This is a genomic window from Kushneria sinocarnis, from assembly GCF_003633775.1.
GTDB classification, from domain to species: Bacteria; Pseudomonadota; Gammaproteobacteria; order Pseudomonadales; family Halomonadaceae; genus Kushneria; species Kushneria sinocarnis.
The window spans coordinates 128,999-143,998 of sequence record NZ_RBIN01000004.1; the positions used below are offsets into that span (position 1 = coordinate 128,999).

The following is a 15,000-nucleotide window of genomic DNA, read 5'->3' on the forward strand; positions in this document are numbered from 1 at the left end:
AGCAAGGGCGGCCGGGCTCAGATATCCAGCCCGCCAAACCGGCCGGCCCGGTAGTCCCGGATCGCCTGCTCGATCTCCTCGTGACTGTTCATCACGAAGGGCCCCTGGGCGACCACCGGCTCATTCAGGGCAGGCGCATGACCGAACAGCAGCCGGGCATCACGCTCGGCCTCGATCAGCACTTCATCGCCATCGTTCTCAAGCTCGATCAGCTGATGCGGCGCGACGGCAGTACCGCCGACACTCGGCTCGCCGTCGATCACGTAGAGGAAGACGGTACGCTCGCGCGATACCGGCAGCGAGATGCGGGCACCGGCCTTCAGTTCGAGGGTCGACATGAAAACATCGGTCAAAGAGCGGATTGGGCCGATCTCACCGGCCAGAAAGCCGGCCACCAGCGCCAGCCGGGCACGTCCGTCATCCAGTTCCACCAGCGGAATCTCGTCATGCTGCAGCCCGGTATAGTCGGGCTCGACCATCTTCAGCCGTGCCGGCAGATTGATCCACAGCTGCAGGATTTCCAGCGCCCCGCCCGCGCGCCGGAAGGACTCCGGCGACACCTCGGCGTGTACCAGGCCGCTGCCGGCCGTCATCCACTGCACGCCACCGGCCTCGATCACGCTCTGGTGATCGTCACTGTCGGCATGTAACAGCTCGCCCGCCAGGATGAAGGTCACCGTCTCGAAACCACGGTGGGGGTGCGGGCCGAATGGCAGGCCATCGTTGTCCGGCGGATAGCTCTGCGGACCGTGATGGTTGAGCAGCAGAAAGGGATCGAGCTGATCGAGCGTCGCCCCCGGCAGCGGCCGCCGGGTCACGAGATCACCGATATCGTCCCGCGCCGCGGCGTGCTGATACCGGACGCTGCGATGAGCAGACTGGGTCATGAGGGCCATCCGTGACGTGACAAGGGATACCAGCCTGGCACGCGCACCAGCACCTGCAACTCTTCGGCAGGACCGTCAGGCGCGTCAGGCGCGAGCTCGCCGCGCACGCCTTCACGGCTTCCGCCCGTGCCAGTCACGCCATGTACGCAGCCTCTTGACCCGTGGCCGTGCGGCTTCCGACACTGCCGCTCTCTCCTCGCTTTTGGAGCATCATCATGAGTACCGCGTCAGCCGCCACCGGCTTCAGCTTCGATCATCTCAGACAGCGCCATGCCGGACTCTGGCAGGCCTACATCGAGCACGAATTCGTGTGCCGTCTGGGCAAGGCCTCGCTGCCCGAGGCGAGCTTCCGGCACTACCTGCAGCAGGACTACCGCTTTCTGATCCACTTCGCCCGCGCCTGGGGGCTGGCCGTCTACAAGAGTCCGGATCTGTTCGAGCTGCGCCGCGCCTTCGATGCCCTCAAGGCGATCGTCGATACCGAGCTGGAGCTGCATGTCGGCTTCTGCCGGCAGTGGGGCATCAGCGAGCAGGCGCTGGCCGAACTCGAGGAGGCCCGTGAAACGCTGGCCTATACCCGTTTCGTGCTCGACTGCGGCCATCGCGGCGATCTGCTCGATCTGCACGTGGCACTGGCGCCCTGCCTGATCGGTTACGGCGAGATTGCCAACCGGCTGCTCGCCCGATCCACTACGGTGCTCGAGGGCAACCCCTACCGGGAGTGGATCGAGATGTATGCCGGCGAGGATTTCCAAAGTGCCATGCACGATGAGCTGGCCTGGCTCGACCGGGCGCTGGCCGGGGTCTCGCGGGAGCGCTTCGAACAGCTCGCCGCCCTCTTCCGCGATGCCACCCGGCTGGAGATCGACTTCTGGCAGATGGGGCTGAATGCGGCCTGAGCGCGGAGCATGAACGCGCCTGCCGGGCAGCTTTCGGCAGTGGTCCCGTGGTATTGATGAGCACTCCGGTTCATTTGCAAGGGAGGATGGCGAATGCTCGATATCGGTCTGGGTATCGTGGCAGCAGCGCTGGTGCTCGTCACCCTGGTGCCGTTCGTGCCGCTGCGCTACTGGTGGGTACGCGGCTTCGACTTCCCCCGGCTGCAGCTTGCCTCGCTGGCGCTGCTCGCGGGGCTCACCCAGTGGCTGCTGGGCAGCGCCGAGTGGCGCTGGTGGAGCATCGCCGCCTGTGTGGCGGTCGCTGCGGTACAGTTCATGTACATCCTGCCCTGGACCCCGCTGGCAGCGACACCGGTCAAACAGGCGCCCGATGACCACCGTGGCCATCGCATCACGCTGCTGATTGCCAATGTGCTGACCCCCAATCGCAACGCCGAGGGTCTGCTGCGCCAGATTCACGCCCATCAACCCGACGTGATACTGACGCTGGAATCCGATGAGTGGTGGGGCGAGCAGCTCAACCGTTCGCTGGAAGACAAGTGGCGCTACTGCGTTCGGGTGCCGCTGGACAATCTCTACGGCATGCATCTGTTCTCGACCCTGCCGCTTGAAGAGGTCGAGGTGAAATGGCTAATCCAGCACGATGTCCCCTCGATCCACGGCTGGCTGCGGCTGCCCGATAACAGTCGCATTCGGCTGCATGCCATGCACCCCCGGCCACCGGCGCCCGGTGAAAGCGAGGAGTCGCTGTGGCGCGATGCCGAGCTGCTGCTGGTCGGCCAGGAGATCCGCGACAGCCATGAGCCCACGCTGCTGGCCGGCGATCTCAACGATGTGGCCTGGTCGCGAACCACCCGGCTGTTCTGCCATGTCAGCGGCATGCTCGACCCGCGCCGCGGGCGCGGCATGTTCAGTACCTTCCATGCCGGCTACCCGATCATCCGCTGGCCGCTGGATCACATCTTCATCAGCAGCCATTTCACCCTGAATCGGATACAGCGACTCGAGGCCTTCGGCTCCGATCACTTTCCGATTCTTGCCTCCTTCACCCACAGCCCGGCACATGCCGCCGAGAACGATGAGCCACAGGCCAGCGCCGATGAGCGCCGCGAAGCCGAAGCGACCGTCGAGGAAGGCCGTCAGCGCGGCGATGGCGAGGCGCACGGCTAGCCCTGCAGCGCCGCCGTGACCACCGCCGCCGGCTTGACCCTGCGCTGCCGGCGTCTGCAGACTGCCTGTGCGGCAATGGCAATCGCCGCAGCTTGACGGGGTGCCGGTGGAACCGGCTGAGATCGTCCTGTGTCGCCCGGCGGCACCACGACGGGTCCCGATGAACCTGATCCGGCTCGTACCGGCGTAGGGATCAAGCGGAGCGCTCGTCATCGTGAACCTCGCTCATCGAGCTGCCCCTCCCCTCCTGCGCTGTGCGCCGGCTGACTCAAGTCACGCTCTGGAGCACAACATGACCGACACCACGACTTCCCACGATTCGCGTGCGCCGCGTCACGACAGGCAGCGCCCAACGTTTCTGGCCGACAGCGCCCGCGTCGATAGCGCCTCCGTGTCGCCACTGCCCGGCTCGCGCAAGGTTCATATCGAAGGGTCGCGCCCTGACATTCGTGTGCCGATGCGCGAGATTGCCCAGTCCCCCACGACCACCAGCGGCGCCAGCGAGGAGAACCCGCCACTGCTGGTCTACGACACTTCCGGCCCCTACACCGATCCCGCCGCCAGCATCGACATCCGTCGCGGGCTGGCCGATCTGCGCCGCAGCTGGATCGATGAGCGCGATGATACCGAGTGGCTCGACGGGCCCACCTCCGAGTACGGCCGTCGCCGCGCCAACGATCCGCAGCTGGCGACCCTGCGCTTTGATTTAAAACGCACGCCGCGCCGGGCAAAGGCCGGGCGCAACGTGACCCAGCTGCACTACGCTCGCCAGGGCATCATTACGCCGGAAATGGAGTTCATCGCCCTGCGCGAGAACCAGCGCCGCGAGGCGCTCTCTGCACACTACTCGGGGAGCGCCGAGGTCGAGCGTACGCTCGGCCACCAGCACCGGGGCGAGAACTTCGGCGCAAGCATTCCCGATGAGATCAGCCCCGAGTTCGTGCGCGAGGAAGTGGCCCGCGGGCGGGCGATCATCCCCAGCAACATCAACCATCCGGAGAGCGAGCCGATGATCATCGGCCGCAACTTCCTGGTGAAGATCAACGGCAACCTGGGCAACTCGGCGGTCACCTCCTCGATCGAGGAGGAGGTCGACAAGATGACCTGGGGCATCCGCTGGGGTGCCGATACCATCATGGACCTCTCGACGGGTCAGAACATTCACGAGACCCGCGAATGGATCATTCGCAACTCGCCGGTGCCGATCGGCACGGTGCCGCTCTATCAGGCGCTGGAGAAGGTAGGTGGCGTGGCCGAAAACCTCACCTGGGAGATCTTTCGCGACACGCTCATCGAGCAGGCCGAACAGGGCGTGGACTACTTCACCATCCACGCCGGCGTGCGTCTTCACCACGTACCGATGACGGCCGAACGCACCACCGGCATCGTTTCCCGCGGCGGCTCGATCATGGCCAAGTGGTGTCTGGCCCATCACGAGGAGAGCTTTCTCTACACCCGCTTTGAAGAGATCTGCGAAATCATGACGGTCTATGACGTCGCCTTTTCCCTCGGCGACGGCCTGCGTCCGGGATCAATTGCCGATGCCAATGACGCCGCCCAGTTTGCCGAGCTCGAAACCCTGGGCGAGCTGACGCAGATTGCCTGGCGCCACGACGTGCAGGTGATGATCGAAGGGCCCGGCCATGTGCCGATGCATCTGATCAGGGAGAACATGGACAAGCAGCTCGCGTGCTGCGACGAGGCGCCCTTCTATACCCTGGGGCCGCTGACCACCGACATCGCGCCGGGGTTTGATCACATCACCTCCGGCATCGGCGCGGCGATGATCGGCTGGTACGGCTGCGCCATGCTCTGCTACGTCACCCCCAAGGAGCATCTGGGCCTGCCCAACCGCGACGACGTCAAGACCGGCATCATCACCTACAGGATCGCCGCTCACGCCGCCGATCTGGCCAAGGGCCATCCCGGCGCCCAGCGTCGTGACAACGCGCTGTCGAAAGCGCGCTTCGAGTTCCGCTGGGAGGATCAGTTCAACCTCGGCCTCGATCCGGATACGGCGCGCGAATACCACGACGAGACGCTGCCCAAGGACTCGGCCAAGGTGGCGCATTTCTGCTCGATGTGCGGACCGAAGTTCTGCTCGATGAAGATCAGCCACGAAGTGCGTGACCAGTTCCGAGGGCAGAGCCGCGAGCAGGGCATGGCGGAACAGGCGCGGCGTTTTCACGAGGAAGGTGGCCGACTCTACCGGAAAGTCTGACTCTCCCCTGCCGCTTCGACCAATGTCGGGGGCGCCATTCGGTCATGGCACCCCCGGCTGCAGGTGTCTTCGGTACAATGCGTTCCCCTTGAATCCCCGCCTTCTTCAACCGGAGTCTGCATGAGTCAACCGCAATCCGAACGCCCCAACCTCTGGCGTCGCATTCCCCTGTGGCAGAAGATTCTTGCCGGCCTGCTGCTGGGCGCGCTGGCCGGCGCCGTGATGGGCGAACAGGCCCGCATGTTCAAGCCGCTGGGCGATCTGTTCATCAGCGCCATAAAGATGCTGATCGTGCCGCTTGTCTTCTCGACCCTGGTCATCGGCATTGCCGGCATGCGCGACCCGCAGAAGATGGGCCGCATCGGGCTGCGGACCATTGCCCTCTACTTGCTGACCACAGCCTTTGCCATGGCCATCGGCCTGGGCGCTTCCATCCTGCTGCAGCCGGGCGTGGGGCTGGATCTGAGCTTCGATCAGGGCGCGGTCGATGCCAAACAGGCACCCTCGCTGGTCAGCGTGCTGACCGGACTGGTGCCGAACAATCCGATTGATGCGCTGGCCAATGGCAATATCCTGCAGATTATCGTCTTTGCCATCGGACTGGGCATCTCGCTGACCCTGATCGGCGACAGGGGCGAGCCGGTGGTGCGCGTGTTCGAGGGCTTTGCCGAGGCGATGTACAAGCTCACCGAAATCGTCATGGCGTTCGCGCCCTTCGGCGTATTCGGCCTGATCGCCAACGTCTCGGGCCAGTACGGGCTGGAGGTGCTGCTGCCGCTGGCGAAGATGATCGGGGTGGCCTATCTCGCCAGCATCCTGCACGTGCTGATCGTCTACAGCGGCCTGATCTCGCTGCTGGGCCGGCTCAATCCGCTGCGCTTTCTGCGCGGTATCGTCAATGCGCTGGTGGTGGCCTACTCCTCGGCCTCCTCTTCCGGCACGCTGCCGGTCTCCCTGCGCTGTGCGCAGAAGAACCTCGGCATCTCGGAGGGGGTCTCGAGCTTCGTGCTGCCGGTCGGCGCCACCATCAACATGGATGGCACCGCCATCTATCAGGGCGTGGTGGCGATCTTCATCGCCCAGCTGCTGGGGGTGGATCTGTCGATGACCGATTACGGCATGATCATCGTCACCGGCACGCTGGCCTCGATCGGCACGGCAGGGGTGCCCGGCGCCGGGCTGATCATGCTGTCGATCGTGATGTCCCAGGTGGGCCTGCCGCTGGAAGCCATCGGTGTGGTGGCCGGTGTCGACCGTATCCTCGACATGGCGCGCACCAGCGTCAACGTGGCCGGTGACCTGATGGTGACCACCCTGGTCGGCAAGAGCGAAGGCGAGCTGGATCGCACGGTCTATGACGGCGACAACGTCGTCTGAGACAAGCGATGGCGAGGGCCGGGGCGCTCGCCGGGGCGCTCGCCATCGTGCCCGGCCGGCACGCCCCCGACGGCGAGGGCCGTGCCGGCGATTCATGCCGCGGCAGCGGGCTCGAAGCGCTGTTGCAGGTAGCCCTTGATCGCCTCGGACTCGTACAGCCACTCGTCTTCCCCGGTCTCGCCGGTGATGCGCAGACAGGGCACCTTCACCCGGCCCCCACCGGCTTCGAGCGCCTGGCGATCGCGCTCGTTCTGGCGCACATCGCGCAGCTCGATCGGCAGGGCCAGCCGATGCATCTCCTTGCGCACCCGGATGCAGAACGGACAGGTCCGGTACTGATAGAGCGCCAGGGATTGGCAGGCCTGATCCACTTCGGCCTGCGCCTCGCTGGCGCGTGTGACCGGCTGCGGCCGGGTGAGTCGCTCGCTGGCGATCATGACCGGCCCCAGTGCCCGCCGAACGCCTCTGAAGAATGTGCGGGCCACGATACCCATGAAGTTACTCCCGATTGTCTGATGTGCCTGCGACGGCCGGTTTCAGCAGCTGGCGACCGCCGACAGCAGCCGGCTGCGTCGCTCGTCGTCCATGAAGGCTTCTTCCAGCGCATGGCGGGCCAGCTGCCGGAAAATCGCCTGCTCCCAGCCGAATGCGGCGTGACAGGCGATGAAGTTGTTGAGCATGCCCCCGCCGAAATAGGCCGGGTCGTCGGAATTCAGCGTCACCTTCAGCCCCTGCTCGAGCAACATGGGCAGTGGATGATCCTCGAGCCGCTCGACCACCCTGAGGTAGACATTGGAGAGCGGACAGACGGTCAGCGGCATCCGTTTGCTTCTCAGCCGCTCGACCAGCGCGGCATCCTCCAGACAGCGCACGCCGTGATCGATGCGACAGACATCCAGCGCATCCAGCGCCCCGCTGATGTAACCGGCCGGCCCCTCCTCGCCGGCGTGCGCCAGCCGCGGAATGCCCAGCTCACGGGCGCGTTCGAACACGGCCGTGAACTTCTCCGGCGGGTTGCCCACTTCGGCACTGTCGAGACCGATCGCGGCCAGCTGGTGATGCCAGGGCTGGGCCTGCTCCAGTACGTCGAGCGCCTCGTCAGCGGGGCGGTCGCGCACGAAGCTCATGATCAGCGCGCTGGAGATGTCATAGCGGCGCTCGGCTTCACGCATGGCACGCTCGAGCCCCTCGAACGGCACGCCAAGGGCCACCCCGCGCGCCAGGTGCGGCTGGGGATCGAAGGAGAGCTCGACATGGACCACGCCGTCGTCATGGGCACGCGCAAAATAGGCCATGGCCAGCTCGAAGAAGTCCTGCTCGGTGTGCAGCACCGTCATGCCCTGGTAGTAGAGATCGAGAAACGACTGCAGATCGCTGAACTCATAGGCCGCCCGCACCTCATCCACGCTGGCATAGGGCAGTGTGACGCCATTGCGCGCCGCCAGCTCGAACATCTGCTCGGGTTCCAGGGTGCCTTCGATATGCAGGTGCAGCTCTGCCTTGGGCAGTGCCTTCAGCCAGGTGTTCACCAGTCGCCTCCGGGGGATCGTGTTCTTGAGCCAATGGGTTATCCGGCGCCATCTTGCCATGGCACTGCCCCCCACGCCCTGACAGAATGATTTTTTCACTCATCTGCGGGGTTCGGTTCACCATGGCGCATACGGTTCCAGCGACGCTTCACCCCTCGCTCTCCTCTCGGGTACTCGACATGCCGGACAATCGGATCGTGGCGATCGCCGATCTGGCCCGTCACGATAGCTCGGTGATTCGCCTGTGGATCGGTGAAGGCGATCTGCCCACGCCGGCCTTCATCAAGCGCGCCGCCAGCCATGCCCTGGAGAGTGACGAAACCCGTTACAGCTACTCGCAGGGGCTGCCCGAGCTGCGCCGCGCCCTGGCCGACTATCACCACCGGCACTGGGCAGTCGACATCGACCCGGCGCGCTTCTGCGTTACCGTGGGCGGCATGAATGCCGTGATGATGGCCATGCAGGCGGTACTCGATCCGGGCGACGAGGTGATCATGCCGAGCCCGGCGTGGCCGAACTCGAAGCAGGTCATCGAGGTGCTGGGCGGCGTCAATGTGCCGGTCGCGTTCGACTTTCACGACGATGGTGCCATCGAGCTGGCGCTGGAGAAGGTGTTTGCCGCGGTCACCGAGCGCACGAAGGTAATCTTCATCAACTCGCCCTCCAACCCGACCGGCTGGCGCATGCCGCCGGAGGACATGATCCGGCTGCGCGACTTCGCCCGGGAACGGGGCATCTGGATTCTGGCCGACGAGGTCTACAACCACTTCGTTTATGACGACACCGGCCCGGCGCCCTCCTTCCTGTCGATCTGTCCCCCGGAGGATCGACTGCTGGTCACCAATACCTTCTCCAAGAACTGGTGCATGACCGGCTGGCGGGTCGGCTGGCTGGTGTTCCCGGCAGGGCTCGATCAGCTCTTCGCCCGATTGTGTCAGTACAACACCACCGGGGTGGCTACCTTCCTGCAGCACGCCTGCATCACGGCGCTTGACGAGGGGGATGACTTCATTCGCGAAATGGTCTCGCGCTGTCAGGCCTCGCGCGACATCCTGGTGGCCGGACTGGCCGAGCTGGACAACGTGACCGTGTTCACGCCGCAGGGCACCTTCTATCTCTTCTTTCGCATTCACGGCCTGACCGGCAGCAGCCTCGACATGGCCCGCCGCGTGCTCGACGAGGCCCGGGTCGGAGTGGCGCCCGGCAGCGCCTTCGGCCGGAGGGCGATGACTACCTGCGCATCTGCTTTGCCATCGAGCCGCAGCTGGCACGCGATACCCTGGTCCGGCTGGTGCCCTTCCTGAAGTCATTGCAGCACGAGTCATCGCAGCACGGCGGCTGATGGCAGGACGCGGTCGGCCGGACCGAAAGCGCTAGACAAAATTGCCGCGGCAGATATCTGCCGCGGCAATTCTCGTACTGCAGGCAGCATTCTGCAGAAAAGGGAATTCTGCAGAAACGGGAAGCATTACTTGCGGTTTTTCAGGGCGTCCTTGGTTTCACCCCGGGCCGACTTGCCATGACCCTTCGCCTGCTGGGCCTTGCCCTCGGTTTCGGTCTGATGGTTATCGGTAGCCTTGCCAACGCCTTCCTTGACCTTGCCGGCGGCCTTGTCGATTGCGCCTTCCGCCTTGTCGGCTTTCGAATCCTTTGCCATGACACCTACCTCCTTGCTGGCATGTCGGGTCGAACGACCCACGGCAAATGACGGCACGCCGGTGCCATCACCTGACTTCAGGATGGCTCAGATTCACAACAATGCCACCCCTGATTGCAACCGGATGTAAATATCGGGAGCGGTCGGTGCCCATGCCACGGGCAACCGGGGCCCTCCTGCTGTCATGGGTTACAAATGCGTACACAACGCCGACATTGTACCCGCGAGGCTTTGATATACTTTGGCCGACTCACTCTGAAGGAGTACGTCGCGACATGATCACGATGATGATCGGCGTAGTGCTGAATCTGCTGGGAATACTGACGCTCTGGTCCAGCTTCACCAGCAGCTATTACATGGACCCGGCGCTTCAGGATGTCTTCTATCTGGCACTCGGACTGTGGGGTGTCTCGGTGGTCGGTGCCGTGCTGTGTCTGGTGCCAGCGACACGCCGGATCGGCTCCACCCTGGTGTCGATCGGCTCGCTGATCTTCTTCCCGCTCGGCCTGATTGCCATGATCGGCGCACGCAAGATGCTGCTCGAACAGAAGAGCCGCGAGAAGACGGACAGGGAGCCGCCCCACTCGACCGGCTACTCCGATCTGGTCTGATCAACCGCACCCGACTGCCCGGCAGGCAGGTAACCCCGTCGGACAGGCCATGACAGCTGCCGGGGAAGCCGGCAGTGCCTCTCCATCCAGCGCCCGAGATCTCCCCCGGGCAGTGCACTGCCGGCCCGATCGGCTCAGCCGGTGCTGCCGTAACGGCTGATCAGATAGCGATTGATGTCCTCGGATTCGTACATCCATTCCACCCTGCCATCCTCGTGCGCAATGCGCAGACAGGGCACCATGGTGCGCCCGCCGCCCTGCTGCAGCTCCTGCTTCGCCTCCGGATCGCGGCGGGTATCCCGCAGCTCGATATCGAGCCCGAGCTGTTCGATCTGTCGCAGTACCCGCTGACAGAACGGACAGGCCGGAAACTGATAAAGCACCAACTCCTGAGTCATCAGACCCTCTCCCTGAACCCGGCAGGCCGGGTGTACATTTCGATCGTGGTGGCCCCTGTCTCCCGGGCCTTGTCCGTTGGGACACATCCCTCAATGTGGTCACGAATGGCCGAATTGCCAACCCTGGCATGCCGTCGTCGCGCCACTGCCGCTCTTTCGGCCGGCACTGCAGGCCCGGGCTCGAATGGCGCAGGGGGCGCTTCGGCCACCCTTGCTCACGACACCGGAAAGCACCGCTGGCTCAGGAGGCCGGCGAGGCCTCGCCCGCACGATAAAGCTCCTCCGGCACCGTCACCTCTTCGATGTCCACGATCTCGCTCCGGTTCATGGTGATCTTCCAGCGCTGGATGCTGACCTGCTCATTTTCCAGGGTGCGGATCACCAGATTGAGCTGATGACGCTTTTCGACCTCGTCACGCACCACCTCGTCCTTCTTGAGACGGTAGACCTGGTCAGTTTCACGCTCCATCAGCCGCGAGAGCGACTGGAGATCGAGCAGCATGGTTTCGCGGATTTTCTCGTAGCCGCGGAGAAAGCGACCCGGTGACATGCGCGACCGACTGCGGTAGTGCAGGATGACCTCCTCGCGCTGGCTCAGACTGCCCTTGCGCGCCGCCTGGATGACCTCATCCAGCTGCCGGTAGCGGGTATAGTCGAGCCATTCGAGCTGGCTGCCCACCGTCTCGCCGCTTTCCACATCGAAATAGCGCCGCCGCCAGCGGGGCCGCCCCTTGCGCAGCCAGCGCAGCAGGGTATGGCGCAGATCCTCCTTGAAGACCTCGCGCATGGCATACAGCAGCGCCAGCACCAGCACGAACTGCAGGGTCAGGTTATCCATGGCGTGACGCGCCAGGATCAGCAGCGTGGCCATCACGAGCATGATCAGTCCGGCTGCCAGCGCGCGCACCATGCGCCCCTGGTGGGCGCCCAGCTCCCGGGTACTCTGCCTGAGCATGATGGGATATTCGATCAGCCGGCGCAGCCGGCGCATCTTGTTGGCGATGCGTGACGGGTCCGCGGTGACGCGCGCCGAGTTGTACTGCTGGCGCTCGCGATGCGCGCTCTCCTCCCGGCAGAGATCCAGCAGGCGCTCGCGCGGGGCCGCCAGCGCCTCGTTCTCCGGCAGATGGGAGACCAGCCGCAGCAGCTGCTGCTCGGTCAGCCAGGAGAGATAGTTGTCGATGCTGTTGTGATAGCGGCGATGCTTGTCACGCTCGGGCACGAGCTGTCGCAAGCGTCCGAGCACATCCCGGCACTGTCCGGCCAGCTCGTCGAGCCGCGCGTCGCTGATGTCGTCGGCGTTTTCAACCAGCTGCTGTACGGCATGCTCCAGGGCCACGGCATACTGCCAGGCATAGAGACTCAGCCGGACGCGATACTGCCGACCGCCGCGCTCCTGTTCGACTGCCGGGTCCTCCCGGTTGCGGGGCAACCGGTAGCGGCTGCTGTGATACATGCGCCGCACATGAAAGGCCTGATGATAGAAGCTCTCTTCGGGCATGTACCGCGAATCGAGCCCCAGCTCGCCGGGCACGAACAGATAGATATCCAGCTGATGGGCGGTCGATTCCCGCAGCACCCGGGTCAGGCGCAGATTGAAGCCATCCCGGCGCTCAACGCTGATCACGTAACCGGCGGCCTCCTGCCCGTTCGTCAATGTGGCCGAACTCGTGCTCCAGACAGCGCAGCAACCGGTCGGCAGGATCGTCCTCCTCATCCGGATCCAGTGCCAGCAGGGCCACCGGACTGCGCTTCAGGAGCCTCATCGAAGCGCCATCGAACATCGCCGGATCCGTCTCCCGACAGTACACCAGCGCTCGTGCCCCGGTCCGCTCGATCAGCGCCGGCACCTCGCCCGGATAGCAGACCCGCACGCCGGCAATCCGGGTGCCGTGCTGCCAGGGCGCATCGCTGACCAGCGCCTCGAGGCGCAGCCGTGTCTCACCGGCCAGCCGCTGCTGCAGCCGGTGGTGCACCGCCTCGATGCCACAGATGATGACACCGTGCACGTCAGCACCGCGACCCGTGCCGCGCCTGCGATCATGCCAATACCTGAGCCACTTCTTCATTCCCTGCCTGCGTCTGCCATTTGCTGAAATATGCCGCCAGGCTGCCATGGCAACACCGCCAGCCCCTGCCCTGCGAGTGTCTGCCACAATGGCGCCAAACCATCTAGACTCCCTTCAGGAAAGCATACCAGTCCATGGGCTGTTCGATGGCAGCACCATCGCCCCAGTGATCGCCAGGAAACAACGTCATGACGTATCCCCCAGCGTCCGATCAGCCGCACACTCCCGAACAGGGTCCCGGGCGGGAAGCCGACACCCCGGCGGCCATTCCGGCCCGCGGCTGGTGGCAGACGCTGCTTCGCGTGCGTGCCGAGATCAACGACAATCACGCCAACCTGATCGCTGCCAGCATCGCCTTCTACGGACTGCTGGCACTGTTTCCCGCCATTGCCGCCTTCATTTCGCTGTGGGGCATGATCTTCGATCCCGACCAGGTGCAGGCCCAGATCCGCATGCTCAGCAGTGTGCTGCCCAGTGAAGCCTCCACCCTGATCGAACAGCAGGCCAGCGCCGTGGCCGCCCAGCCCGGCAGCGGCCTGGGCGCCACCGCCATCGGCGGCCTGGTGCTGACCCTGTTCAGTGCCTCCAAGGGCGTTCGCGGTTTCATGGCCGGGCTCAATATCATGTACAACGAGCGCGAGGAGCGCGGTCTGATCCGGCGCACCCTGATCACCTGGCTGCTGACGGCCGGGCTGATCCTGATGACCATCGTCACCCTGGGCAGCATCACCCTGCTGCCGGCGCTGATTGCCCGCCTGCCGTTCGGGGGGATGCTCAATGCGCTGCTGATCTACATCCGCTGGCCGCTGCTGCTGGCGCTGGTGATGATGGCCCTGACGATTCTCTACCGCTTCGGCCCCAGCCGCAGTCCGGCCCGGCTGGGCTGGGTCAGTGCCGGTTCGGTGGCCGCCACCCTGCTGTGGCTGCTCGGCTCGATCGGCTTTTCGATCTACGTGCGCAACTTTGCCAGCTACAACGAGACCTATGGCGCCATCGGCGCCGTCGTGATCCTGCTGATGTGGTTCTGGCTCTCCGCCTTCATTGTCCTGCTGGGGGCCTCGCTCAACTGCGAACTGGAGCGTCAGACCGAGCAGGACACCACCACCGGCAGACCGAAACCCATGGGAGAACGGGGCGCCTGGGCGGCGGATACCGTGGCCGGCGAGCCCCGCACGCAGCGCCGCTGACGCCGGCCGGCCCCTGCAGGACCAAAGCACAATGTCGGCCGGGCCCGGCTCCCGGCATGATGCGGACATGGCGATTCATCGGCCCACTGGCATCTTCGGGAGCCTACTCATGATCCCCTTCAGGCGATGGCTGACCCGTGACCCGCTGCCCTGGCGGGCCCGGCACATGTTCAACAGTGACGAGAAGATCGACACGCCCGCCGGTGCACCGACGCCCGTCGCCGGCAGTGCGCCCCGGCCGGTACGGGGCCGGCCGCCCTCCCGCGAACGGGATGCCACGCTCCGCCGGACCCACCGCAGTCGTTAACCCAGTTGAAAAAACAGTGTTCTCTTCTATAGTCGCTTATCCGGAGCGGCCTTCGACGCACATCGCCGAAGGCCGCTCCGGCCGGCACCATGCCGCTGGCATGGCCCGCCCGGAAAGGATTGCACACATCGTACAGGGAACAGACATCATGGCTCGGAAAGCACAACGTCTTACAGGCACGCTGCTGGTAACGGCAGGTCTGCTGGGCGCCACGCCCGCGCTGGCAGCCCCGCAGGGTCTCTACTCCTCCAGCGAACTGATGGATGCCGAAGTCTATCTCCAGGGCAGCGATCAGCGCCGCATCGGCGAAGTCGAGGATATCCTGCTGGGCGAGAACATGGGCGTGCAGGCCGTGGTCATCGAAACCGATGACGACAGCGAACTCGGTGAGCACGAGTACGTCATCAACAAGGGCGACTTCACCGTTCAGACCACCAACGAGGACAACCTCGACGAGCTGAGCTATCGGGTGACCGTCAACATGGATGAAGCTCAGGTCTCCAACCAGGCGGAGTACACCAACGACTGGTGGCAGAACGCCAAGCGCGATGCCGCGCAGGCCTGGGAGAGTACCCGCGAGAGCGCTTCCAGCGCCTGGCAGAGCACCCGCGAGGCCACTTCCAGCCTGCTGAAAAAGGCCAGCGACGCCATCAGCCCCGATCAGTGATCGTCCGCGCCGGCCGCTGCG

General features: G+C 64.9%; 16 protein-coding genes and 1 riboswitch. Of the genes, 9 read left to right on the plus strand and 7 right to left on the minus strand.

Annotated features, from left to right (window positions below; translation table 11 throughout):
• Window positions 1-17 precede the first annotated feature (17 nt).
• Window positions 18-887, minus strand: a complete 870-nt coding sequence (locus tag C7446_RS07415; protein ID WP_342768356.1) for a pirin family protein — start codon at window positions 885-887, stop codon at window positions 18-20.
• A 215-nt stretch (window positions 888-1,102) separates the two neighbouring features.
• Here C7446_RS07415 and tenA point away from each other — a divergent pair, with 215 nt between their 5' ends.
• The 4 genes from tenA (at window position 1,103) to C7446_RS07435 (ending at window position 6,554) form a co-directional block, all read left to right on the plus strand.
• The gene (gene tenA / locus C7446_RS07420) at window positions 1,103-1,786 is read left to right on the plus strand and encodes a thiaminase II (RefSeq protein ID WP_121172462.1); all 684 of its coding nucleotides are present in this window, start codon (window positions 1,103-1,105) and stop codon (window positions 1,784-1,786) included.
• Window positions 1,787-1,879: 93 nt separating this feature from the next.
• Window positions 1,880-2,956 (plus strand): endonuclease/exonuclease/phosphatase family protein, encoded by a 1,077-nt coding sequence (locus C7446_RS07425; RefSeq protein ID WP_121172463.1) that lies wholly within the window; start codon window positions 1,880-1,882, stop codon window positions 2,954-2,956.
• Between the two features lie 86 nt (window positions 2,957-3,042).
• A riboswitch (TPP riboswitch) is annotated at window positions 3,043-3,166 on the plus strand.
• Window positions 3,167-3,248: 82 nt separating this feature from the next.
• Window positions 3,249-5,177: a phosphomethylpyrimidine synthase ThiC gene (thiC, locus tag C7446_RS07430; protein ID WP_121172464.1), complete on the plus strand. Its 1,929-nt coding sequence runs from the start codon at window positions 3,249-3,251 to the stop codon at window positions 5,175-5,177.
• 120 nt (window positions 5,178-5,297) lie between these two features.
• On the plus strand, window positions 5,298-6,554 hold the full coding sequence (locus C7446_RS07435; RefSeq protein WP_121172465.1) for a dicarboxylate/amino acid:cation symporter: 1,257 nt from the start codon (window positions 5,298-5,300) through the stop codon (window positions 6,552-6,554).
• Window positions 6,555-6,646: 92 nt separating this feature from the next.
• Here the strand turns inward: C7446_RS07435 and C7446_RS07440 are convergent, their stop codons facing one another.
• Both C7446_RS07440 and C7446_RS07445 read right to left on the minus strand, forming a co-directional pair.
• Window positions 6,647-7,048: a glutaredoxin family protein gene (locus tag C7446_RS07440; RefSeq protein WP_121172466.1), complete on the minus strand. Its 402-nt coding sequence runs from the start codon at window positions 7,046-7,048 to the stop codon at window positions 6,647-6,649.
• 42 nt (window positions 7,049-7,090) lie between these two features.
• Window positions 7,091-8,083: an adenosine deaminase gene (locus C7446_RS07445; protein ID WP_121172467.1), complete on the minus strand. Its 993-nt coding sequence runs from the start codon at window positions 8,081-8,083 to the stop codon at window positions 7,091-7,093.
• A gap of 122 nt (window positions 8,084-8,205) precedes the next feature.
• Here C7446_RS07445 and C7446_RS07450 point away from each other — a divergent pair, with 122 nt between their 5' ends.
• Entirely contained in the window at window positions 8,206-9,387 is a 1,182-nt protein-coding gene (locus C7446_RS07450; protein WP_211327894.1) for a pyridoxal phosphate-dependent aminotransferase, read from the plus strand.
• Between the two features lie 164 nt (window positions 9,388-9,551).
• On the opposite strand, the gene C7446_RS07455 is transcribed toward C7446_RS07450, so the two are convergent.
• Window positions 9,552-9,740: a CsbD family protein gene (locus C7446_RS07455; protein WP_121172468.1), complete on the minus strand. Its 189-nt coding sequence runs from the start codon at window positions 9,738-9,740 to the stop codon at window positions 9,552-9,554.
• Between the two features lie 275 nt (window positions 9,741-10,015).
• On the opposite strand from C7446_RS07455, the gene C7446_RS07460 reads away from it, so the two are divergent.
• Window positions 10,016-10,351, plus strand: a complete 336-nt coding sequence (locus tag C7446_RS07460) for a hypothetical protein (RefSeq protein ID WP_121172469.1) — start codon at window positions 10,016-10,018, stop codon at window positions 10,349-10,351.
• 134 nt (window positions 10,352-10,485) lie between these two features.
• Here the strand turns inward: C7446_RS07460 and C7446_RS07465 are convergent, their stop codons facing one another.
• The 3 genes from C7446_RS07465 to C7446_RS07475 all read right to left on the minus strand — a co-directional run bounded on the left by C7446_RS07465 (window position 10,486) and on the right by C7446_RS07475 (window position 12,758).
• Window positions 10,486-10,749 carry a glutaredoxin family protein gene (locus C7446_RS07465; protein ID WP_245977754.1) on the minus strand — a complete coding sequence of 88 codons (264 nt, stop codon included), beginning with the start codon at window positions 10,747-10,749 and terminating at the stop codon, window positions 10,486-10,488.
• Between the two features lie 241 nt (window positions 10,750-10,990).
• The gene (locus C7446_RS07470; RefSeq protein ID WP_245977755.1) at window positions 10,991-12,406 is read right to left on the minus strand and encodes a hypothetical protein; all 1,416 of its coding nucleotides are present in this window, start codon (window positions 12,404-12,406) and stop codon (window positions 10,991-10,993) included.
• Complete coding sequence (locus C7446_RS07475; RefSeq protein WP_147408740.1) at window positions 12,363-12,758, minus strand: hypothetical protein; 396 nt, start codon at window positions 12,756-12,758, stop codon at window positions 12,363-12,365. Before C7446_RS07475 ends, C7446_RS07470 begins: the two co-directional genes overlap by 44 nt.
• A gap of 248 nt (window positions 12,759-13,006) precedes the next feature.
• Here C7446_RS07475 and C7446_RS07480 point away from each other — a divergent pair, with 248 nt between their 5' ends.
• The 3 genes from C7446_RS07480 to C7446_RS07490 all read left to right on the plus strand — a co-directional run bounded on the left by C7446_RS07480 (window position 13,007) and on the right by C7446_RS07490 (window position 14,979).
• Window positions 13,007-14,005 (plus strand): YihY/virulence factor BrkB family protein, encoded by a 999-nt coding sequence (locus C7446_RS07480; RefSeq protein WP_121172473.1) that lies wholly within the window; start codon window positions 13,007-13,009, stop codon window positions 14,003-14,005.
• Window positions 14,006-14,114: 109 nt separating this feature from the next.
• Window positions 14,115-14,312: a hypothetical protein gene (locus C7446_RS07485; RefSeq protein WP_147408741.1), complete on the plus strand. Its 198-nt coding sequence runs from the start codon at window positions 14,115-14,117 to the stop codon at window positions 14,310-14,312.
• Window positions 14,313-14,460: 148 nt separating this feature from the next.
• Window positions 14,461-14,979, plus strand: coding sequence for a PRC-barrel domain-containing protein (locus C7446_RS07490; protein ID WP_121172475.1), 519 nt, complete (start codon window positions 14,461-14,463; stop codon window positions 14,977-14,979).
• Window positions 14,980-15,000 lie beyond the last annotated feature (21 nt).

Coding starts and splice junctions, on each gene's coding strand:
- C7446_RS07415 (WP_342768356.1), bottom strand. CDS start 887: ATGACCCAGTCTGCTCATCGCAGCGTCCGGTATCAGCACGCCGCGGCG.
- tenA (WP_121172462.1), top strand. CDS start 1,103: ATGAGTACCGCGTCAGCCGCCACCGGCTTCAGCTTCGATCATCTCAGA.
- C7446_RS07425 (WP_121172463.1), top strand. CDS start 1,880: ATGCTCGATATCGGTCTGGGTATCGTGGCAGCAGCGCTGGTGCTCGTC.
- thiC (WP_121172464.1), top strand. CDS start 3,249: ATGACCGACACCACGACTTCCCACGATTCGCGTGCGCCGCGTCACGAC.
- C7446_RS07435 (WP_121172465.1), top strand. CDS start 5,298: ATGAGTCAACCGCAATCCGAACGCCCCAACCTCTGGCGTCGCATTCCC.
- C7446_RS07440 (WP_121172466.1), bottom strand. CDS start 7,048: ATGGGTATCGTGGCCCGCACATTCTTCAGAGGCGTTCGGCGGGCACTG.
- C7446_RS07450 (WP_211327894.1), top strand. CDS start 8,206: ATGGCGCATACGGTTCCAGCGACGCTTCACCCCTCGCTCTCCTCTCGG.
- C7446_RS07455 (WP_121172468.1), bottom strand. CDS start 9,740: ATGGCAAAGGATTCGAAAGCCGACAAGGCGGAAGGCGCAATCGACAAG.
- C7446_RS07460 (WP_121172469.1), top strand. CDS start 10,016: ATGATCACGATGATGATCGGCGTAGTGCTGAATCTGCTGGGAATACTG.
- C7446_RS07465 (WP_245977754.1), bottom strand. CDS start 10,749: ATGACTCAGGAGTTGGTGCTTTATCAGTTTCCGGCCTGTCCGTTCTGT.
- C7446_RS07480 (WP_121172473.1), top strand. CDS start 13,007: ATGACGTATCCCCCAGCGTCCGATCAGCCGCACACTCCCGAACAGGGT.
- C7446_RS07485 (WP_147408741.1), top strand. CDS start 14,115: ATGATCCCCTTCAGGCGATGGCTGACCCGTGACCCGCTGCCCTGGCGG.
- C7446_RS07490 (WP_121172475.1), top strand. CDS start 14,461: ATGGCTCGGAAAGCACAACGTCTTACAGGCACGCTGCTGGTAACGGCA.